This window comes from Martelella radicis, assembly GCF_014196625.1.
In the GTDB taxonomy this organism is placed as follows: domain Bacteria; phylum Pseudomonadota; class Alphaproteobacteria; order Rhizobiales; family Rhizobiaceae; genus Martelella; species Martelella radicis.
This window is the reverse complement of record NZ_JACIDZ010000015.1, coordinates 26,831-45,455: the sequence shown is the minus strand read 5'-3', so window position 1 is coordinate 45,455 and position 18,625 is coordinate 26,831. Positions and strand designations below refer to the sequence as shown.

The following is an 18,625-nucleotide window of genomic DNA, read 5'->3' as shown; positions in this document are numbered from 1 at the left end:
GAAGACGCCACGGGACCTCGACAGCGCCCGGACAATGCCTTGATGTTCAAGCGCTTTCTAATTTGAAGGCGGGCATGAACGGCTCAGTCGCCCTCACGATCGGGCCTTTTGAACAGAAACTCCTGGACGAAGATCATCACCGCTCCGACCGTGATGTAGCTGTCGGCGAGGTTGAAGATCGGGAAGGTCCAGCCGCCGACGTGAAAACGGATATAGTCGACGACATGCCCGTAGATGAAGTGATCGAGAATATTGCCAAGAGCGCCGGCTACCACCAGCGCAAAGCCGAGGAGCGCCCAGGTCTGCCGGGAATCGGTCTTCAGCCAGAGATAGATGACGACCGCGACGATGACGAGCCGCATGCCGACCAGCGCCCAGCCGTTCGTATCCGACAGAAGCGAGAAGGCAATGCCGGGATTATAGGTCTTGAACAGGCCCAGGAAGGGCAGGACGTCGATCGTCCGGTGAAACGGCAGATAAAGCTCGACCGCATATTTGACCGCCGCATCGATGAGGAGCGCGATGACGACGAAGGCGATGGCCGGGCCGGGGCGCGAAAGCGGCGATCTCATCGGCTTTTCTCCGGTGCGTCGAGCGAAAGAAGATGCCGGCGCGCCTCGTAGAGCATCACCCCGGTGGCAACCGCAAGATTGAGCGAATCAGCCCTGCCCTGCTGCGGAATGCGGGCAAGCCGCCCTGCGCCTTCGGCGAGTTCCGGAGGAAGCCCCTGCTGCTCATTGCCCATCAAAAGCACGACCGGCCTTTTCGTGTAGTCGATGGTTCGGTAGTCGACCGAGCCCGCGAGATGCGTGGCGACGACCTCGACGCCGCTTGTCCGCGCCCAGTCGAGAAATTCGCGCGGTTCGGCCCGCGAGACCGGAAGGGCGAAGACCGAGCCCATGGTGGCGCGCACGGTCTCCAGCGAAAACGGATCGGTCGTCTCGCCGACGAGAATCACCCCTGCCGCGCCCGCCGCATCGGCGGTACGGATAATGGTGCCGAGATTGCCCGGATCGCGCACCCTATCAAGCGCCACATAGGTCTCGGTCTTCGCCGGTCGGATATCGGCAAGCGGGCGGTAATGGCTTTCGAACACGCCGACGACCATTTGCGGGTTGTCGCGCCGCGTGATTGCCGAAAGCACCTTCTCCGAAACCTCCAAGACCAGGCCGCCGGAGGCGATCGTCTTGGCGGCGACCTTTTCCACCTGCGCCTTGCCCTTGGCCGCCTTGGCATAGATCAGCGTGCGGATCGACCAGTTGAGTTCCAGCGCGTCGATGACCAGCTTTAGCCCCTCGGCCATGAAGGTTCCGGTCTCCTCGCGGTGCTTCTTCTGCGACAGCGCGCGGATATCCTTGATGATCGGATTGGAAAGGGATGTGACTTCCTTCACCGTGCCGACGCGCGGCGCGCGCCTGTCGTCTCGCTCGAAGCTCATTGGGGCAACCACCGCGCATAAAGGGATGTTGAAAGGGCGCGGCCGGGCTGATCGCCGGAAAGCCCCGCCTCGCGAATGACAAGTTCGCCCGATTCGACCACGCCGCCGAAACCGCGCATCGTCTCCATCATCAGTTCGTGAACCGAATAGAAGCTGGCGCGGATCGAATAAGCCGTCAGGACGAAGCCGAGCGCATCCGGCTTCAGGATGGAGCGGCAGAGATCCAGCATGCGCGGCAGATGCTCGAACAACTGCCAGACCTCGCCATTCGGCCCGCGTCCGAATTTCGGCGGATCGGTGAGGATGATGTCGTAGTGGTTGCCGCGCCGTTCCTCGCGCTCGATGAACTTCATCGCATCGTCGCAGATCCAGCGGATCGGACGATCGTTGAGGCCGGAGAGCGCCTGGTTCTCGCGCGCCCAGCCGATCGCCTTCTTCGACGCATCGACATGGGTCACTTCAGCGCCGGCGGCAGCGGCGACCAGCGAGGCGACGCCGGTATAGCCGAAGAGGTTGAGCACTTTGGGCGGGTTCTTGCCGCCGCGAGCCGTCTCCAGCACATCGCGCATCCACTGCCAGTGGGCGACCTGTTCGGGAAAAACGCCGACATGGCGGAAGGCGGTGAAACGGCCGAGGAAATCGATATCCATGATCCGCAGCGGCCAGGTCTCGCCAAGGGCAGCCTTGGGAAAGCGCCAGCGGCCCATGCCGTCCTCGTCCGTGTCGCCGGTAAAGATGGCATCGGCGTTGGCCCAGATCTTTTCATCAAGGAGCGGCGGCCACAACGCCTGCGCCTCGGGACGGACGATGCGGTAGTCGCCATATTGCTCGAGCTTCAGGCCATGGCCGCTGTCGATCAGGTGAAAGCCGTCGGCGGAAATGGACTGGAGAATAGTCGGCACGCGTTCTGCCGGGCGCTCGCCTTCGCGCATCGCGATCCACTGCGGCTCGGGCTGGCGGCTGCGGCGTTCGGTCTGCTTGTCCGCCGGGGCTCCGGCCTTGCGCCGCTCGGCGCGGCCATCGGGACGCACGCCCTTGCGCTGCCGGTCAGGCTTGGCCTGCGGCTTGCCGCCAGCCTTGTTGCGGCGGGTCTTGTCGGCTCTGGAAGGCGTCATGAAAGGCGATTATCCCGCGAGTGTTGGAAAGCTGCGGTTTATCAGCCCTGTGACGAAAATGGCAAGTCTTCTCGCATCGTCTCAGGAGGACGGCAGCTGATCAAGCGGGCGGACAGACGAAACTTCGGTGCTCCGCGCCTTCTGCTTGTCGGCCTCCGCGCGCCAGAGAGCGGCCTCGCGCTTGCTAGACTTTGCGGTCTTGCGGTGCTTGCGCTGGGAGATCCAGGTGAACAGCGCGCCCAGCAGAATGCCGAGAATGAAGGCGATGAAGATGTAGACGAAGAAGGGCGCGGAGACGGAGAGCACGTTATCGCTGGCATTGAAGGGGTTCAGCGCCATGGTGACCGATTGCCGGTTGGCAACCGACAACAGAACCAGAACCACCCCGATGGGCAGAAGGATGATGAGATTGACAAGCTTTGACATCATGCGCCTCGAACGCGTTTCATTATTTCCGGCGATCCGGCCCGCAGCCGTTAGTCGTCGTCTTTCTGGTCGGGATTGAGGCGCTCGCGCAGCTCCTTGCCGGTCTTGAAGAACGGCACCCACTTCTCTTCAACGAAAACGGTGTCGCCGGTGCGCGGGTTCCGTCCCGAACGCGAAGGGCGGTTCTTGACCGAAAAAGCGCCGAAGCCGCGCAGTTCGACGCGGTTGCCCGCCGCCAGCGCATCCGCGATCTCGTCCAGAATTGCATTCACGATATTCTCGACATCGCGGTGATAGAGATGCGGGTTTCGCGCCGCAACAATCTGTACCAATTCCGACTTGATCACGCCCAGCCCCTCAACTCTATGATTTTCATTGCCAATCAGTCTGCCCCACGGACACCAGCCCGTCAACAAGCCCGGTCTGACGAAGGATGTCTTCGCTAACGAACCAACCCAATCCGAGCGATTCGAGCAGTCTGGCCCCCATTCTTGCTAAACCGACCCCGAACCCATCCCTGTTTACGTTATCCCAAGACCGGATTTCAAGGGAGTCCGAAACGCCGTTTGCGGCAAGATAGGCGATAATTTCGTCGCGACCGCCGATTTCGTCGACAAGACCGGCATCAACGGCCTGACGTCCGGTCAGGATCCGGCCGTCGGCCAGCGTCAGCGCCTCTTCGCGCGGCATATCGCGACGCTCGGCGACGAGATCGACGAACCAGTCATAGCTGTCCATCACCATGGCGCGCACCATCGCCTTCGCATCCGCACTCGCATCATCGAACGGCGAGGGCTCGGCCTTCATCGGCGCGGATTTGATCGAATCCACCGACACGCCGATCTTGTCGAGCAATTCCTTTGCCTGCGGATAGAGAAAGATCACGCCGATTGAGCCGGTGATCGAGGTGTCCCCGGCGAAGATGCGGTCGCCGGCAAGGGCGATCATGTAGCCCGCCGAGGCGGCCTGCGTGCGAATTTCGCTGACGACAGGCTTTTTCTCCGCGACGACGCGCAACGCCTTGTAGAGCGCTTCGCCGCCGAATGTCGTGCCGCCCCCGGTCGAAAGCGAGACGACGAGCGCCTTCGCCGCCGGATCCTCGCCAATCTCACGGATCGTCTCGAGCATCGCCGGGTCGTCGCCGATCACGCCCGAGATCGTAAGCTGCGCGACATGGGGACGTGCGAGCATGGTGCCAGGCTCCGCTCCGCCATAGGCCTTGTAAAGGGCGACGACGAGAAGAACGGCAACCACGAGCGCGGCCGCTCGCCACCAGCCCACGCGCCGTCTGAGGCGCCTGCGCTCAAGGATATCCGATAGGTTCATCAATGCCCTCACAGTGTTTTGAACGGCGCTTGCCGCTTTCAAGCTTGGCGAATGTGCGTTCCGGACTCATCTGATGTCAATCGCGGACGGGGCTAATTTAGGCCGGCAAACTTGTTCTGGCCCGCAAAACATACTACCCATGGGCCCTGACAGGTAACGGCTTCGGGCGCAGAGTGTCTTGGCTCCAATGCGGATGACAGGCTGTGCGACAGCGACGAGACGGCACGACATGAGTATGGCAATGACAGCGCATGAAGGCGTCGGCCCTTCGATCGAGGAAAGCTTCCGCAAGGCGCGGCGGCATTCCGGCCATGTGCGCCGCCTCAAGTTCCTGCTGCCGCTGGCCGCCGTGGTGATCACGATCGGACTTGTCGCGACGACCTTCCTGCGTTCGATCGTGCCCGACAATATCACGCTTGATGCCGCCTCGATCGAAAATGGCATGATCGTCATGACAAACCCCGGCATGTCTGGCCGCAATTCCGATGGCATCCGCTATTCGCTGAAAGCCGATCGCGCGCTGTTGCCGGCTGCCAATCCGGATGACAGCACGGTGCTGCTCGAAAACGTCATCGCCACCGTCCCGGTCGAGGATAGCGTTACAGCCGTGGTCGACGCCGCGCGCACGCTCTATGATCGCACCACCGAGAAGCTGACGATCAATGACCCTTTCACCATCGAGCTATCGAACGGCATGCATGCGGACTTCACCTCGGCCGAGATAGACATCAAGGCCGGAACGCTTTCCAGCGACACGCCGGTATCCGTGACGTCGCCGCAGGCATCGGTGGTTGCCGAAAACGTGAATATCATCGATAACGGTCAGAAAATCCGGTTTGGCGGCGGCGTTCACGTAACGCTGTCTCCGTCGGCGCTGGCCCGCACCGGACAATGAGGTTTCGGATGGATCTGAGCAATTTGAAATTCTGCACGCCCCGGCGCTCGACCGCAGCAACGCTCGCGCTTCTGTGCGCGCTGGCGTTGCCCGCCGGGCAAGGTTTCGCGCAGTCGACCCAGACGAGTGGTTTCCAGCTTTCCGGCGACGAGCCGATCGACATCGATGCCGACGAATTCGAAGTGGATGACGCCACCAAGCTGATTACCTTTTCCGGCAATGTCGTCGCCAATCAGGGCGTCAACCAGGTCAAGGCCGGCAAGATGACCGTGCGCTATGCCGGCGGCTCGACCGGGATCGCCTCGGGCCAGGGCGATATCGAGCGGATCGATCTCAGCCAGTCGGTGGAGCTTCTGACCGACACGCAGACGGCGACCGGCGATACCGGCTATTTCGACATGGTCACCCAGCATTTCGTCCTGGAAGGCAACGAGGTGGTGCTGAAAGAAAACGGCAATGTCTTCGTCGGCTGCAAGCTCACCGTCAACATGGTGACAAGCCAGGCCAAGCTCGACGCCTGCGGCAAGCGGGTGCAGATCAGGCTGAACCCGCAGTCACGGCCGGGCGACTGATCACGCATGCCGAAAAGAACGACAAGAAAAACGCTCTCCACCGCCGAGCGCCCGTCCGTTGCCGCAACCCTGCCCCAAAACGGAAACCGCGAGGACGGACGCTATGACGGTACGCTGATCGCGCAGGGCCTGACCAAGACCTACCGCAGCCGTCGCGTCGTCAATGGCGTCTCGCTCGTCGTGCGCCGCGGCGAGGCCGTCGGCCTGCTCGGCCCCAATGGCGCGGGCAAGACGACCTGTTTCTACATGATTACGGGCCTTGTGCCAGTTGACGAGGGTAGTATCGCGCTGCACGGCCGCGACGTGACGGGCCTGCCGATGTATCGTCGCGCACGCCTCGGCGTCGGCTACCTGCCGCAGGAAGCCTCCATTTTCCGGGGGCTCAGCGTCGAGAACAACATCCGCGCCGTGCTCGAACTGACCCCGCTGAAGAAAAAGGAGCGAGAGGAGAAGCTCGAGCAGCTTATGGAGGAGTTCGGCATCGCCAAGCTGCGCAAGTCATCGGCCGTGGCGCTTTCCGGCGGCGAACGCAGGCGCCTCGAGATCGCCCGCGCGCTTGCGACCGACCCGGCCTTCATGCTGCTGGACGAGCCCTTTGCCGGCGTCGACCCGATCTCGGTCGCCGATATCCAGAACCTGATCCGCCACCTCACGCGACGCGGCATCGGCGTCCTGATCACCGACCATAACGTCCGCGAAACGCTGGGCATGATCGATCGCGCCTACATTATTCATGCGGGCGAAGTGCTGACCCACGGCAAGGCCGACGAGATCGTCGCCAACAGCGATGTGCGCCGCTTCTACCTCGGAGACAATTTCAGCCTGTAGATCGGCTTTGCCGGGCGATGATTCAGGCTTGATCATCAAGCAATTTCTGTGCCAGTCTCTCCTTTGCACGTTTTAATTTGTTCAGTACGCAGACGGACGCCCGAGACGGCTGACCGTTGCGGTGTAAGGGTTTTGCTCGCAACATGGCACTAAGCGCCAATCTTTTCCTCCGCCAGAACCAGTCACTCGTCATGACGCCGCAGTTGATGCAGTCAATCCAGTTGCTCCAAATGCCCCATGCCGAGCTCAGCCAGTTCATAGCCCAGGAGGCGGAAAAGAACCCGTTGCTGGAGGTCGGCGGCGAGGAAGATGCCGGCGACGAACGCTCCGAAACATCCGAGACGCACGAGCCTCACGGCTCGGAAATGGCCAGCGACTGGTATTCCGACGACCAGCAGGCCAATGGCACGGCCCGCCTCGGCGACAGTCTCGACAGCAATTTCGACAGCGCCTACGGCGATGACGGCGCGCCCGCCCGGCCCGACGCGCCAGAACTGATGAGCCAGTGGAAATCCATGCCCGGCGGCGTTGGCGGCGACGACCATGTCGACCTTGACGAATTCGTCGCCGGAAGGCCGTGCCTGCGCGACCATCTGACCGGCCAGATCGCGCTTACCTTCAAGCGCTCCGACGAACAGGCGATCGCCCGGCATCTGGTCGATTATCTGGACGAGGCCGGCTATTTCCGGGCCGACACGGCGGAGATCGCCGAGCGGGCCGGGCTGACGGTCGACAGGCTGGATACCGTCCTGGCGCGACTGAAGACACTCGATCCGCCCGGCATCTTCGCCCAGTCGCTCTCCGACTGCATGCGCCAGCAATTGCTGCAGACCGAAAGCCTGACCCCGGCGATGGCCGCCCTCGTCGACAATCTCGAGCTGGTCGCCCGGCGCGATTTCACCAAGCTGAAAAAGCTCTGCGGGGTCGAAGAGCAAGACCTTCTGGGCATGATGCATGCGCTTCGCCGGCTGAACCCGAAACCGGCCAGTGCCTTTTCAAGCCAGCCGCCCGAAGCGGTCCTGCCCGATGTGATCGTGTCGGCACGCAAGGACGGCGACTGGCAGGTGGAGCTTAACCCCGACACGCTGCCGCGCGTTCTCGTCAATCGCTCCTATCTCACCGAGATCAAGGCATCCCGGGGCATGTCGGAGGCCGATGACGCCTTTTTGAACACATGCCTGCAGACCGCCAACTGGCTGACGCGCAGCCTCGACCAGCGCGCCCGCACCATCCTGAAGGTCGCGAGCGAAATCGTGCGCCAGCAGGACGCCTTCCTCAAGCACGGCGTCGACCATCTGCGGCCGCTCAACCTGAAGACCGTGGCGGACGCGATCAAGATGCACGAATCGACCGTCAGCCGCGTCACCTCCAACAAGTTCATCCTGACGCCGCGCGGCCTGTTCGAACTGCGTTATTTCTTCTCCGTCTCGATCGCCTCCGACCAGGCGGACGGCAGCGCCCTTTCGGCGGAATCCATCCGCCACAAGATCCGCCGGATGATCACGGCCGAAACGCCCGAAGCGGTGCTATCCGATGACGACATCGTCGCCGCCCTGAAGGAAGAGGGCATCACGCTTGCCCGGCGCACCGTCGCCAAATACCGCGAAGCGATGTCGATCCCCTCCTCCGTCCAGCGCCGCCGCGAAAAACGGGCCTATGCGAAGGTCGTCGGCGCCTGAGCCCCTCCTTTTGGACCTGCGGCAAAAGCGCAGGCGTGATTGACTTCCGGGAACATGAACTGTAGAGCATCCGCCGCAAGAGGGGCGCCGCCTCAGCTAACGAGACGGGACGCAGATGCCTCCAGGACCGGGAAAGCGGCAAACCGACCGCACCCGGCGGCAAAAACACGCAGAAGAATATTGCGGATATCCCGCTGGCAAACGGCTGAAAAATGCCCAAATGAGTTATGATGACTATGTGTCATCTCAGTGCCGTACGGGATACCGGCGGCCAGGCGTGGAAGTTCTTGGAGGAGAACAAGGCTTGGCTTAAACTGGTGTCCGCCAACGATAGAAGAAGGGAAGATCCATGAGTGTTCGCGTCTCGGGAAAACAAATGGAAGTCGGAGAGGCTTTCCGTGAAAAAATCGAAGACCAGATCGAGGAAGCGGTCACCAAATATTTTGACGGCGGCTATTCCGGCCAGGTCACGGTCGAGAAATCCGCAGGCGGTTTCGAGGCCGACTGCAAGGTCCATCTCGACAGTGGCGCCGTGCTGCACGCAGCCGGCAAGGCCCATGACCCCCAGGCCGCCTTCGAAGCTGCGTTCGAACGCATTGCCAAGCGCCTGCGCCGCTACAAGCGCAAGCTGAAGGATCATCATAACGCCAACGGACATGCCGATTTCGCCGAAGTCGCCTATTCGGTCATGGACCTGCCGCAGGAAGATGAGGGCGAGATACCGGAAGACTACGCGCCGGCCATCATTGCCGAAGCAAAAACCGAAGTCCGCACGATGGCAGTGGCAACGGCCGTCATGGCACTCGATATGACCGACAAGCCACTGATGCTGTTCCGCAACCCGGACAACAAGACGCTCAACATCGTCTATCGCCGCCCCGATGGTAATATCGGCTGGATCGACACAGCCGGCATCAAGGGCTGAACCCACTTCGGCGGGTGCCGTTCAGGCGCCCGCCTTCAAGCCGCAACCCAGGATACCAGGATATGGCCCTTGACGACCTGCTGAAACAGGAGGCGATCATCCCCGCCCTCAAGGCAAACTCCAAGAAGCAATTGTTGCAGGAGTTGGCTGCCAGAGCGGAGGCCGTGACGGGAATTCCCGAGCGCGAGATCTTCGAAGTGGTGCTCCAGCGTGAGCGCCTCGGCTCAACCGGTGTCGGCAACGGCATCGCCATTCCGCACGGAAAACTGCCGAAACTCGATCACATATGCGGCGTCTTCGCCCGCCTTCAGCATCCTGTCAATTTCGAGGCGCTGGACGACCAGCCGGTCGACCTCGCTTTTCTTCTGCTCGCCCCCGAGGGCGCCGGCGCGGATCACCTGAAAGCGCTGTCGCGCGTCGCGCGGCTCCTGCGTGACCAGGAGCTGGTCAAGAAGCTGAGGGCCTCCAATTCGGAAAGCGCGATCTTCGCCTTTTTGAATTCCGATCCGGATTCTTCCGCGGCCTGACCCTGGGCGCCTGATACTGCGGATTTTTCCATCAAAAAAGGCGTCCCGCTCAAGCGAAACGCCTCTCTTTGCGTTTATCCGCGAAGCCGCACTTATTCCGGCTTGTCCTCTGCAGGCTGTTGCTGCGCGGCTTCCGCCTTCGGCCCGCCCTTCGAGACGCCGACCATGGCCGGGCGCAGGACGCGATCGCCGATCATGTAGCCGGTCTGGACGACCTGAACCACCGTGTTGGAGGGGATCTCCGGGTTCGGCACCTCGAACATCGCCTGATGGAAATGCGGGTCGAATTTCTGCCCTTCCGCCTCGATCGTCTTCACGCCATGGCGTTCCAGCGCCGAAAGCATGGAGCGTTCGGTCATCTCCACGCCTTCGACAAAGCCCTTGATCTCGTCAGAGCGCTTGTCTTCGGGCAGGCTGTCGAGCGCGCGGCGCAGATTGTCGGACACGCCGAGCATGTCGCGCGCAAACGCCGTGACCGAATAGGCCTTGGCGTCCTTCACGTCGCGGGCGGTGCGCCGGCGCAGGTTCTCCATCTCGGCGGCGAGCCTGAGCAACTGGTCGCGCTGCTTTTCGTTTTCCTCACGCAGAAGATCGATCGGATCGGGTTCAGCGATCTCGGCATCCGCAGCCTCCTCGACAGGCGCATCCGCCTCAAGGTCAACCACCGTCTCGTTGATTTCCTCGTCAGTGCCGTTTTTCTTGGTCTCGTCGGTCATGACGTCTCCGCAGGTTGCAGTTTGTTCTTGAATCTCTCGGGCCACGATATCGAGGTTCACTCCCGAAAAATCAAGGCCCTCCCCCGGTATTCACAGGGCTCGCTCAGCGAGAACGCGACATTCGTGACAGAAGATGGGCCGTGTAGTCGACCATCGGCACCACCCGGGCATAGTTGAGCCGGGTCGGTCCGATCACGCCGACCGCGCCGACGACCTGATTGTCGCTGTCGCGATAGGGCGCGACCACGAGCGAGGAGCCCGACAGCGAGAACAGCTTGTTCTCCGAGCCGATGAAGATGCGCACGCCCGAACCGCTTTCGGCCAGGCTGATCAGTTCGATCAGGCTTTCCTTTTTCTCAAGGTCGTCGAACAGCATTCTGAGCCGGTCGATATCGGATGCATCGGCAACGCCTTCGAGAAGATTGGCGCGCCCGCGCACGATCAGCCGTCCGGGCTTGCCCTCCTCCGAACTGCCCGACCAGACGGCAAGGCCGCGTCCGACGAGATCCTGCGAAAGCTGGTCGAGTTCGTGGCGCACCTCGTCCTTCAGCCGTCCCAGAACCGATCTCAGTTCCGGCAGGGTCTGGCCGTTCAGATGCGCGTTGAGGAAATTCGCCGCCGCCGTCAGCTGCGAGGAGGTCGTGCCGGCGGGCAGGTCGATAATCCGGTTTTCCACCTCGTTGTGCTCGCCGACAAGCACGGCCAGCGCCTTGGTCGGCTCCAGGCGGATGAATTCGACATGCTTGAGCACGGTATTGCTCTTCGACGTCATCACCAGCCCCGCCCCCCGAGACATGCCGGAGAGCATCTGGCTCGCCTCGTTCAACAGCCCGTCGACGGGCTGGCCGCGATCGACGCTCTTCATGTGGCGCTCGATCTCGGACCGTTCGCTTTCGGCAAGATCGCCGACCTGCATATAGGCATCGACAAAGAAGCGCAGGCCGCTTTCCGTCGGCAGGCGACCGGCGGAAACATGCGGTGCATAGATCAGGCCGAGTTCCTCGAGGTCGCTCATCACATTGCGCACCGAGGCCGGCGACAGCGACATCGGCAGGAGCCGCGACAGGTTGCGCGAGCCGAGCGGCTCCCCGCTTTCCAGGTAGCTCTCGACAATCGCGCGGAACACCTCGCGCGAGCGGTCGTCCAGTGTCATTGCCGAATTGTCTGCTCTTCGATCTGCTGTCATGCTTCAAATGGCCGGATGGTTCGTCTGCTTCGCCCTTTAATATAGTGCCGGCGCGCCGCTTCGCAATTCGTCTTTGCAGATGACGGGCCTGCCGTTTTTCTTTGCAAAAGCCGCCTCTTCCTTCTAGAACCGCCGCAACGAAAACCGGAAGGACCACACCATGCGGCCATCAGGCAGACAACTCAACCAGATGCGCAATGTTTCCTTCGAGCGTGGCTTTTCCAAGCACGCGGAAGGCTCCTGCTTCGTCAAATTCGGGGATACGCATGTGCTGTGCACGGCCTCCCTCGAAGAGCGCGTTCCGCCGTGGCTGCGCAATGGCGGCAAGGGCTGGGTGACGGCCGAATACGGCATGCTGCCGCGCGCGACCGGCGATCGCATGCGCCGCGAGGCCTCCGCCGGCAAGCAGGGCGGCCGCACGCTGGAGATCCAGCGCCTGATCGGCCGCTCGCTGCGCGCCGTCGTCGATCTCGAAGCCCTTGGCGAACGCCAGATCAGCGTCGACTGCGACGTCATCCAGGCAGACGGCGGCACACGCACCGCCTCGATCACCGGCGCCTGGATCGCGCTGCATGATTGCCTGAAATGGATGGAAGCCCGCAGCATGGTCAAGACCGACAAGGTGCTGAAGGACCATGTGGCGGCGATCTCCTGCGGCATCTTCGCCGATCAGCCGGTCATCGACCTCGACTATCTGGAGGATTCGTCCGCAGAGACCGACGCCAATTTCGTCATGACCGGTACCGGCGGCATCGTCGAGATCCAGGGCACCGCCGAGGGCAAGCCCTTCTCGCAGGACGAATTCCTGACGCTCCTGGACCTGGCCCGCAACGGCATTTCCGATCTGGTGGACCTGCAGAAGAAGACCATCGCCGGCGCCTGAAGGAGCCCGCCATGCCGATCGCAGCCGTTCTGGAAACCGCGCTCTATGCCGCAGACCTCGATGCCGCCGAAGGCTTTTACGGCGGCGTTCTGGGGCTTGAGAAGATCGCGCGCGTTGAAAACCGGCATGTGTTCTTCCGCTGCGGCCCCGGCGTGCTGCTGGTCTTCAATCCGGAGGAGACGAAAAAACCGGCAAGCCCCGGTTCGCTGCCCGTGCCGACCCACGGCGCGCGCGGTCCCGGCCATGCCTGCTTCCGGCTTGAAGGCGACGATTTCGACGCGATGATCGACCGGCTTGCCGCTGCTGGCATCGCGATCGAAACCGATTTCCGCTGGCCCAACGGCGCCCGCTCGATCTATTTCCGCGACCCCGCCGGCAACAGCCTGGAATGCGCGGAGGCGAAACTCTGGGGGCTTTGATGGCAATTGCCGGTTCGCTCCAATCAATCTCTCCCCTTGAGGGAGAGATGCCCCGACAGGGGCAGAGAGGGGTGAACCCTCTCCGAGAGCGCGGAGCCTGCGGCTTATGCCCGATACCCCTCTCTGTCGCGTTCGCGACATCTCCCCCTCAAGGGGGGAGATTGATTTGGCGGCAACACGACGCAACCGAACATCACTTCGTTCATCAGGAACTGACATGCGCAAACTCGAAACCAAGACCATCGTCGTTGCCAGCCACAATGCCGGCAAGATCGCCGAGATCGCCGAGCTGATCGGCCCGCTCGGCTTCTCGGCCAAATCAGCGGCAGAACTCTCCTTCGACGTGCCTGAAGAGACCGGGACGACCTTCGAGGAAAACGCCGCGATCAAGGCGCGGGCATCGGCGGAAAAATCTGGCCTGCCGGCCCTTGCCGATGACTCTGGCATCGTCGTCGACGCGCTTGACGGCGCGCCCGGCGTCTACACCGCCGACTGGGCCGAGAAGGAAGACGGCAGCCGCGATTTCATGATGGCGATGGAAAAGGTGGAAAAGGCGCTTGCCGAAAAAGGCGCGACAGCGCCCGAGGCTCGCACCGCCCGCTTCGTCTGCGTGCTCTGCCTGGCCTGGCCCGACGGCCACACAGAAACCTTCCGCGGCGAAGTGGAAGGCAATCTCGTCTGGCCGCCGCGCGGCGAAAAGGGCCATGGCTATGATCCGGTGTTCCAGCCGAAGGGTCATGACAGAACCTTCGGCCAGATGGAGCCTTCGGAAAAGGCCGAGGGCGGCCCGGCCGATGGCGGCGCGCTCTCCCACCGCGCCCGCGCCTTCAAGCTGTTCACCGAAACGGGGCTCTCGCTCTGACAAACGACCCGGCGACGACAGCAGGCATCAATGGCGGTGACGGCGAACCGGGTTTCGGCGTTTATCTGCACTGGCCGTTCTGCGCGGCCAAATGCCCCTATTGCGACTTCAACAGCCATGTCCGCCATCAGCCGGTCGACCAGAAGCGCTTTGTCGCCGGCTTCCTGAGAGAAATCTCCCATATGCGGGCGCTCTCGGGCCCGCGCGCCGTCACCAGCATCTTCATCGGTGGCGGCACGCCGTCGCTGATGGAACCACAAACGCTGGGCGCAATCCTTGAGGGCGTCGCTGCGGCCTGGCATGTGCCGGACGGGATCGAGGTGACGCTGGAGGCCAACCCCTCGAGCGTCGAGGCCGAACGGTTCCGCGGATACCGCGCTGTCGGCGTCAACCGCGTCTCCATGGGCGTGCAGGCATTGAACGACCGCGAACTGCGCTTTCTCGGACGCCTTCACAATGTCGAGCAGGCGCTTGGGGCGATCCGGCTGGCGCGCGAAATCTTTCCGCGCATGTCCTTCGACCTGATCTATGCACGTCCGGGGCAAACGGCGGAAGACTGGGAGCGTGAACTGAACCAGGCGATCGACCTTGCCGCCGACCACCTGTCGCTCTACCAGTTGACCATCGAGGAAGGCACCCGCTTCTTCGACCTCTATAACCGGGGCAAGATCGTCGTGCCGGACGAGGATCAGGCGGCGCATCTCTACGAGGTGACGCAGGCCGTGACCGCGGCGCGCGGCCTTCCGGCCTACGAGGTTTCCAACCATGCCCGCCCCGGCGCGGAAAGCCGGCACAACCTCACCTATTGGCGCTATGGCGATTATGCCGGCATCGGCCCGGGCGCCCATGGGCGCTTAGGGACCGCTTCGGGCAAGATCGCGACGGCAACGGAAAAGCACCCCGAAACCTGGCTTCAGGCGGCCGAGACCAATGGCCATGGCATGATCGAGCAGACAGTGCTCTCTCGGGAAGAGCAGGCCGACGAGCTTCTCCTGATGGGGCTTCGGGTGAAGGAAGGCGTCGATCTCGCCCGCTGGTCCTCGCTCTCGGGCAAGCCGATGGATGCCGAGCGCGAGGATTTCCTTTTGAAACTCGGCCTGATCGAGCGCATCGGCAATGCCCGCCTGCGCGCCACGCCCGAAGGCATGCTGCTTTTGAACAGGATCGTCGCGGAACTTTCCTGACGAGCGGGTTGCAAGCTGCTATAAGCACACGCGGAACCCGCCTTGAGGGCAGCGCGTTCATGATCAAACACCGGAAAAATACGTAAGCGAAGAAAGACCGTCAGATGGCAAGCTCGAGCTACACCCACAGAATGATCCGCGACCGGCTGAGCGCGGCCATCTGCATCATTTTCGGCATCTATATGGGCTATCTCGCCCATTCCGACGGCGTGGCGCTGACGCCGTCGCTGTTTTACGGGCTGGTCGCCTTCGTGCTGCTCGCCATGCTGCTGATGATCCTCCGGAACTTCATCTATGCCCTGATCATCGCCGGCCTCATCGTCTGGCTCGCGGCCTATCTCGGCTTCGGCTGGGCCGACCAGCTGATCGCCTATATCGAACAGCTTCTCCGGCTCGGCTACCAGGAATCGCTGAAGCTGTTCATGTCCGCAGAAGCGCCGATCGCCACCTGAGCGGAGCGGTTTGTGGACGAAGCCTGCCCCACTCTCCGCCGTCATGCTCGGGCTTGTCCCGAGCATCTAAGCACGTTTCAACGTGACAGGCGTCTCGGGCGAAAAAATCTTTTTACATCAACCTCTTCCAAAAGGCCAACGCCGCCCGTGCGGAACAGTGGTCAGATCCTCGGCACAAGGCCGAGGATGACGTCCGTAAAATGGTTAGGCTTGTGAACGAACCGAGCCGCTCGCGATATGACCCGCCGGCCTGCCGCCGCCGAGACGCGATGACGTTCAGGCCGCGAGCCCCGTCAGCAGGCTCTTCAGCGCCGCTTCGGCATCGGCGGAGCGTTCCGAACGATCAATGAAACCGCCGCCGAAGACGCGGGCGTCATTGCCAGGCGCGTCATAAAGCACGCAGGCCTGGCCGCTGGCGATCCCCGCCTCGCCTTCCAGAAGATCGACATAGACGCCGTTGTCGTCCGCATGCAGCATCACCGGCAGCGGCGGACGCGTGGAGCGGACCTTGGCGAAACAGGAAAACCCGTCCGCCGCCGCCTCTTCGAGCGGCCCGTCGCCCAGCCAGTTGACATCGCGCAGATAGATGCGGCGCGTCTCCAGCGCCTCGCGCGGGCCGACGATGACGCGGCGCGAGCGGGCATCGAGATAGACTACGTAGAGCGGCTCGCCGGTGGCAACGCCAAGCCCCTTGCGCTGGCCGATCGTGTAGCGAACGATCCCCTCATGCCGGCCGAGCACGCGGCCGTCGAGATGCACGATCTCGCCGGAAAGCTCGGCATTCGGCTTCAGCTTGGCGATCACGTCGGAATACTTGCCCTGCGGCACGAAACAGATGTCCTGGCTGTCCGGCTTGTCGGCAACGATCAGGCCCATTTCTTCCGCCAGCCGCCGCGTATCGGCCTTCGGCAGGCCGCCGAGCGGAAAGCGCAGGAAATCGATCTGCTCCTGCGTGGTGGCAAACAGGAAATAGCTCTGGTCGCGCTCGGCATCCACCGGACGGTAAAGCGCGCGTCGCATCGGATTATCCGGCGTCGGGTTCGCCTTGGAGCGGATGTAGTGGCCGGTCGCCAGCGCATCGGCGCCAAGCTCCCTCGCCGTCGTCAGAAGATCGGCAAACTTGACCGTCTGGTTGCAGGCAACGCAGGGGATCGGCGTCTCGCCGGCGATATAGCTTTCGGCGAACGGGTTGATCACCGTCTCGCGAAACCGCGCTTCATAATCAAGCACATAATGGGGAATGCCGAGCCGCTCGGACACGCGTCGGGCATCATCGATATCCTGTCCGGCGCAGCAGGAGCCCGCGCGGTGCACGGCCGCGCCGTGATCGTAGAGCTGAAGGGTGATACCGAGGACGTCATAGCCCTCACGCTTCAAAAGCCCGGCAACGACCGAGCTGTCGACGCCGCCGGACATGGCGACGACAACGCGCGTGTCCTCCGGCTTCTTGTCAAAACCAAGTGAATTCATGATCCGCCAGTCCAGTTCAAGGTTGGATGTCAAACCGTTTATGTTGGCGGTGATATAAAGGCCCTGCCGGCTGGACGCAAGCCGAGCCTTGATGCTCAGGCGGCAAACTCCGGCGCGATATAGGCCGCATGCACCCAGCCTGTGACGACGCCCTCCCGGCCATCAGGGTTTTCCGGCGCGACAAAGGCCCAGTCTCCCTGCCGCTGCATGATCTTCACCCGCGTACCCTTCAGAAGCGTTCCGGGCGGCACCACCTTCTCGAACGTCGCGCCCGGCCCGCCGCGCAGGTTGAGCCGGCCCGCCGTCACCACGGCTGCGGGCTCGCGGTCCTCCGCCTCGCCGAGGAGCGCGCGGAACCGCTCGAAGGGAAAGGCCGGACCGGGATCGGTCTTCCAGCCGCGCGTGTCGATCTCCTCGTGGCTGACGATTGCCCGGATCGGATAATGGCCGACAAGCGCCTGAACAAGGTCGATCCCGGTCGCAATCTGCGCTTCCGGGAAAAGCGGCCAGGCGAAGCTGCCAGACCCGACTCGGGGCTGCGGCGCCATCTGATAACCGCCCGCCTTTTTCAGCGCCCGCTCGGAAAAGCGCTTGCCATAGGCATCGGTGAACTCGCCGAGCCCGTTCGGCTTCAGCCAGCCGGGATTGACGAATTCGATGCCGACGGAATGGGCGTTCAGCCCTTCAAGCGTGCCGTAGCGCGACGGCCCGGCATGCCAGGCGGTGCGGTCGAAGGGCGCGATCTGCCAGGCCGTGCCGTCACGGTCGATCACCACATGGGCGCTGGAGCCGCGATTGGAGGAACCTGCCGCCGCCCCCATCAGCCAGTCGCGGCTCGCCTTTCCGTTCCAGCCGGTGGTGTAGTGCAGCACGATGACGACGGGCGGTTTCTGCCGCCTGGCGCCGAGATTGGAGGATTGCCCGTACCAGATGCCCGGAATTTTATGGTTTTCGATCCGCATCGCGCGGCTCCTTCCTGCCTGTTTGAAACTGCAGGAATCCTAAGCGTGGCGGTCGAAGCGGGAGCCGCCGGGGAAAACCGGGGATACAAAAACGCGCGGGCCCCGGGGGCGCCGCGCGTCTTCGATAAGGTCAGCTAAAAGGCTTAGGCTGCGAGCTTGGCGGCAACCTTGGCAACATGTGCGCCCTGGAAGCGGGCGGCCTCGAGCTCGACAGCCGAGGGCATGCGCGATCCGTCGCCGTCCGTGATGGTGGAAGCACCGTAGGGCGAACCGCCCTTGATCTCGTCAACGCCCATCTGGCCGGCAAAGGCATAAGGCAGGCCGACGACGACCATGCCGTGATGCATGAGCGTCGGGATGAAGCCGAGCGTGGTGGATTCCTGGCCGCCGTGCTGCGTGGCCGAAGCGGTGAACACCGAGCCGACCTTGCCAACGAGCTTGCCGGTTGCCCAGAGCGCGCCGGTCTGGTCAACAAAGTTGCGCATCTGCGAGGCCATGGTGCCGAAACGGGTGCCGGCGCCGAAGACAATCGCATCATACTGGTCGAGTTCGTTCGGGTCGGCGATCGGCGCCTCTTGGTCGAGCTTGAAGTGCGATGCCTTGGCGACCTCTTCGGGAACCAGTTCGGGAACGCGCTTGACGGTCACGTCCGCGCCTTCGGCAGCGGCGCCTTCGGCAACGGCTTTCGCCATGGCTTCGATATGGCCATAGGCCGAATAGTAGAGAACGAGAACTTTAGCCATCTGAAAACTCCAATCGA

Annotated in this window: 22 protein-coding genes; 11 read left to right on the top strand and 11 right to left on the bottom strand. The window is 62.8% G+C overall.

Annotation, left to right across the window (positions count from 1 at the left end; translation table 11 throughout):
- Positions 1-83 precede the first annotated feature (83 nt).
- The 6 genes from lspA to sppA form a co-directional block, all read right to left on the bottom strand.
- Complete coding sequence (gene lspA, locus GGR30_RS19055) at positions 84-572, bottom strand: signal peptidase II (protein ID WP_183489757.1); 489 nt, start codon at positions 570-572, stop codon at positions 84-86.
- Entirely contained in the window at positions 569-1,438 is an 870-nt protein-coding gene (locus GGR30_RS19050) for a TrmH family RNA methyltransferase (protein ID WP_183489754.1), read from the bottom strand. The genes lspA and GGR30_RS19050 overlap by 4 nt, the downstream gene beginning before the upstream one ends.
- Positions 1,435-2,553: an RsmD family RNA methyltransferase gene (locus GGR30_RS19045; protein ID WP_183489751.1), complete on the bottom strand. Its 1,119-nt coding sequence runs from the start codon at positions 2,551-2,553 to the stop codon at positions 1,435-1,437. Before GGR30_RS19045 ends, GGR30_RS19050 begins: the two co-directional genes overlap by 4 nt.
- Before the next feature lie 81 nt (positions 2,554-2,634).
- On the bottom strand, positions 2,635-2,982 hold the full coding sequence (locus GGR30_RS19040) for a LapA family protein (RefSeq protein ID WP_183489749.1): 348 nt from the start codon (positions 2,980-2,982) through the stop codon (positions 2,635-2,637).
- A gap of 47 nt (positions 2,983-3,029) precedes the next feature.
- Positions 3,030-3,326: an integration host factor subunit beta gene (locus tag GGR30_RS19035; RefSeq protein WP_138750217.1), complete on the bottom strand. Its 297-nt coding sequence runs from the start codon at positions 3,324-3,326 to the stop codon at positions 3,030-3,032.
- 25 nt (positions 3,327-3,351) lie between these two features.
- Entirely contained in the window at positions 3,352-4,305 is a 954-nt protein-coding gene (sppA, locus tag GGR30_RS19030; RefSeq protein WP_183489746.1) for a signal peptide peptidase SppA, read from the bottom strand.
- A gap of 241 nt (positions 4,306-4,546) precedes the next feature.
- Here sppA and GGR30_RS19025 point away from each other — a divergent pair, with 241 nt between their 5' ends.
- The 6 genes from GGR30_RS19025 (at position 4,547) to ptsN (ending at position 9,731) form a co-directional block, all read left to right on the top strand.
- Positions 4,547-5,200: an LPS export ABC transporter periplasmic protein LptC gene (locus tag GGR30_RS19025; RefSeq protein WP_183489743.1), complete on the top strand. Its 654-nt coding sequence runs from the start codon at positions 4,547-4,549 to the stop codon at positions 5,198-5,200.
- Between the two features lie 8 nt (positions 5,201-5,208).
- Positions 5,209-5,772 carry an LptA/OstA family protein gene (locus tag GGR30_RS19020; protein ID WP_183489740.1) on the top strand — a complete coding sequence of 188 codons (564 nt, stop codon included), beginning with the start codon at positions 5,209-5,211 and terminating at the stop codon, positions 5,770-5,772.
- Between the two features lie 6 nt (positions 5,773-5,778).
- The gene (gene lptB, locus GGR30_RS19015; protein WP_246414032.1) at positions 5,779-6,600 is read left to right on the top strand and encodes an LPS export ABC transporter ATP-binding protein; all 822 of its coding nucleotides are present in this window, start codon (positions 5,779-5,781) and stop codon (positions 6,598-6,600) included.
- 143 nt (positions 6,601-6,743) lie between these two features.
- Positions 6,744-8,279 (top strand): RNA polymerase factor sigma-54, encoded by a 1,536-nt coding sequence (gene rpoN, locus GGR30_RS19010; protein ID WP_183489736.1) that lies wholly within the window; start codon positions 6,744-6,746, stop codon positions 8,277-8,279.
- A gap of 349 nt (positions 8,280-8,628) precedes the next feature.
- Positions 8,629-9,204: a ribosome hibernation-promoting factor, HPF/YfiA family gene (gene hpf / locus GGR30_RS19005; protein ID WP_183489733.1), complete on the top strand. Its 576-nt coding sequence runs from the start codon at positions 8,629-8,631 to the stop codon at positions 9,202-9,204.
- A 62-nt stretch (positions 9,205-9,266) separates the two neighbouring features.
- Entirely contained in the window at positions 9,267-9,731 is a 465-nt protein-coding gene (ptsN, locus tag GGR30_RS19000; protein WP_183489730.1) for a PTS IIA-like nitrogen regulatory protein PtsN, read from the top strand.
- Between the two features lie 92 nt (positions 9,732-9,823).
- Here the strand turns inward: ptsN and grpE are convergent, their stop codons facing one another.
- Both grpE and hrcA read right to left on the bottom strand, forming a co-directional pair.
- Complete coding sequence (gene grpE, locus GGR30_RS18995) at positions 9,824-10,447, bottom strand: nucleotide exchange factor GrpE (protein WP_183489727.1); 624 nt, start codon at positions 10,445-10,447, stop codon at positions 9,824-9,826.
- A 103-nt stretch (positions 10,448-10,550) separates the two neighbouring features.
- Positions 10,551-11,633 carry a heat-inducible transcriptional repressor HrcA gene (hrcA, locus tag GGR30_RS18990; protein WP_183489724.1) on the bottom strand — a complete coding sequence of 361 codons (1,083 nt, stop codon included), beginning with the start codon at positions 11,631-11,633 and terminating at the stop codon, positions 10,551-10,553.
- Positions 11,634-11,793: 160 nt separating this feature from the next.
- On the opposite strand from hrcA, the gene rph reads away from it, so the two are divergent.
- The 5 genes from rph (at position 11,794) to GGR30_RS18965 (ending at position 15,433) form a co-directional block, all read left to right on the top strand.
- The gene (rph, locus tag GGR30_RS18985) at positions 11,794-12,516 is read left to right on the top strand and encodes a ribonuclease PH (protein ID WP_183489721.1); all 723 of its coding nucleotides are present in this window, start codon (positions 11,794-11,796) and stop codon (positions 12,514-12,516) included.
- A gap of 11 nt (positions 12,517-12,527) precedes the next feature.
- Positions 12,528-12,935, top strand: coding sequence for a VOC family protein (locus tag GGR30_RS18980; RefSeq protein WP_183489718.1), 408 nt, complete (start codon positions 12,528-12,530; stop codon positions 12,933-12,935).
- A 217-nt stretch (positions 12,936-13,152) separates the two neighbouring features.
- Entirely contained in the window at positions 13,153-13,797 is a 645-nt protein-coding gene (rdgB, locus tag GGR30_RS18975; RefSeq protein ID WP_183489715.1) for an RdgB/HAM1 family non-canonical purine NTP pyrophosphatase, read from the top strand.
- Complete coding sequence (hemW, locus tag GGR30_RS18970) at positions 13,794-14,981, top strand: radical SAM family heme chaperone HemW (RefSeq protein ID WP_210288116.1); 1,188 nt, start codon at positions 13,794-13,796, stop codon at positions 14,979-14,981. The genes rdgB and hemW overlap by 4 nt, the downstream gene beginning before the upstream one ends.
- Before the next feature lie 104 nt (positions 14,982-15,085).
- Positions 15,086-15,433 (top strand): hypothetical protein, encoded by a 348-nt coding sequence (locus GGR30_RS18965; RefSeq protein ID WP_138750153.1) that lies wholly within the window; start codon positions 15,086-15,088, stop codon positions 15,431-15,433.
- A 276-nt stretch (positions 15,434-15,709) separates the two neighbouring features.
- On the opposite strand, the gene mnmA is transcribed toward GGR30_RS18965, so the two are convergent.
- From mnmA to wrbA, 3 genes are all read right to left on the bottom strand, one after another.
- Positions 15,710-16,903 (bottom strand): tRNA 2-thiouridine(34) synthase MnmA, encoded by a 1,194-nt coding sequence (gene mnmA, locus GGR30_RS18960; RefSeq protein WP_183489711.1) that lies wholly within the window; start codon positions 16,901-16,903, stop codon positions 15,710-15,712.
- A gap of 95 nt (positions 16,904-16,998) precedes the next feature.
- On the bottom strand, positions 16,999-17,865 hold the full coding sequence (locus GGR30_RS18955) for an N-acetylmuramoyl-L-alanine amidase (protein ID WP_183489708.1): 867 nt from the start codon (positions 17,863-17,865) through the stop codon (positions 16,999-17,001).
- Between the two features lie 143 nt (positions 17,866-18,008).
- Positions 18,009-18,608 (bottom strand): NAD(P)H:quinone oxidoreductase, encoded by a 600-nt coding sequence (wrbA, locus tag GGR30_RS18950; protein ID WP_183489705.1) that lies wholly within the window; start codon positions 18,606-18,608, stop codon positions 18,009-18,011.
- Positions 18,609-18,625 lie beyond the last annotated feature (17 nt).

Excerpts from the sequence above, each read along its gene's own strand:
- GGR30_RS18965 (WP_138750153.1), top strand. The coding sequence starts at position 15,086 with ATGGCAAGCTCGAGCTACACCCACAGAATGATCCGCGACCGGCTGAGC.
- lspA (WP_183489757.1), bottom strand. The coding sequence starts at position 572 with ATGAGATCGCCGCTTTCGCGCCCCGGCCCGGCCATCGCCTTCGTCGTC.
- GGR30_RS19020 (WP_183489740.1), top strand. The coding sequence starts at position 5,209 with ATGGATCTGAGCAATTTGAAATTCTGCACGCCCCGGCGCTCGACCGCA.
- GGR30_RS19025 (WP_183489743.1), top strand. The coding sequence starts at position 4,547 with ATGACAGCGCATGAAGGCGTCGGCCCTTCGATCGAGGAAAGCTTCCGC.
- GGR30_RS19045 (WP_183489751.1), bottom strand. The coding sequence starts at position 2,553 with ATGACGCCTTCCAGAGCCGACAAGACCCGCCGCAACAAGGCTGGCGGC.
- rpoN (WP_183489736.1), top strand. The coding sequence starts at position 6,744 with ATGGCACTAAGCGCCAATCTTTTCCTCCGCCAGAACCAGTCACTCGTC.
- lptB (WP_246414032.1), top strand. The coding sequence starts at position 5,779 with ATGCCGAAAAGAACGACAAGAAAAACGCTCTCCACCGCCGAGCGCCCG.
- GGR30_RS18980 (WP_183489718.1), top strand. The coding sequence starts at position 12,528 with ATGCCGATCGCAGCCGTTCTGGAAACCGCGCTCTATGCCGCAGACCTC.
- GGR30_RS19050 (WP_183489754.1), bottom strand. The coding sequence starts at position 1,438 with ATGAGCTTCGAGCGAGACGACAGGCGCGCGCCGCGCGTCGGCACGGTG.
- hrcA (WP_183489724.1), bottom strand. The coding sequence starts at position 11,633 with ATGACAGCAGATCGAAGAGCAGACAATTCGGCAATGACACTGGACGAC.
- ptsN (WP_183489730.1), top strand. The coding sequence starts at position 9,267 with ATGGCCCTTGACGACCTGCTGAAACAGGAGGCGATCATCCCCGCCCTC.
- grpE (WP_183489727.1), bottom strand. The coding sequence starts at position 10,447 with ATGACCGACGAGACCAAGAAAAACGGCACTGACGAGGAAATCAACGAG.
- GGR30_RS18955 (WP_183489708.1), bottom strand. The coding sequence starts at position 17,865 with ATGCGGATCGAAAACCATAAAATTCCGGGCATCTGGTACGGGCAATCC.
- rdgB (WP_183489715.1), top strand. The coding sequence starts at position 13,153 with ATGCGCAAACTCGAAACCAAGACCATCGTCGTTGCCAGCCACAATGCC.
- GGR30_RS19040 (WP_183489749.1), bottom strand. The coding sequence starts at position 2,982 with ATGATGTCAAAGCTTGTCAATCTCATCATCCTTCTGCCCATCGGGGTG.
- mnmA (WP_183489711.1), bottom strand. The coding sequence starts at position 16,903 with ATGAATTCACTTGGTTTTGACAAGAAGCCGGAGGACACGCGCGTTGTC.
- hpf (WP_183489733.1), top strand. The coding sequence starts at position 8,629 with ATGAGTGTTCGCGTCTCGGGAAAACAAATGGAAGTCGGAGAGGCTTTC.
- rph (WP_183489721.1), top strand. The coding sequence starts at position 11,794 with ATGCGGCCATCAGGCAGACAACTCAACCAGATGCGCAATGTTTCCTTC.
- wrbA (WP_183489705.1), bottom strand. The coding sequence starts at position 18,608 with ATGGCTAAAGTTCTCGTTCTCTACTATTCGGCCTATGGCCATATCGAA.
- sppA (WP_183489746.1), bottom strand. The coding sequence starts at position 4,305 with ATGAACCTATCGGATATCCTTGAGCGCAGGCGCCTCAGACGGCGCGTG.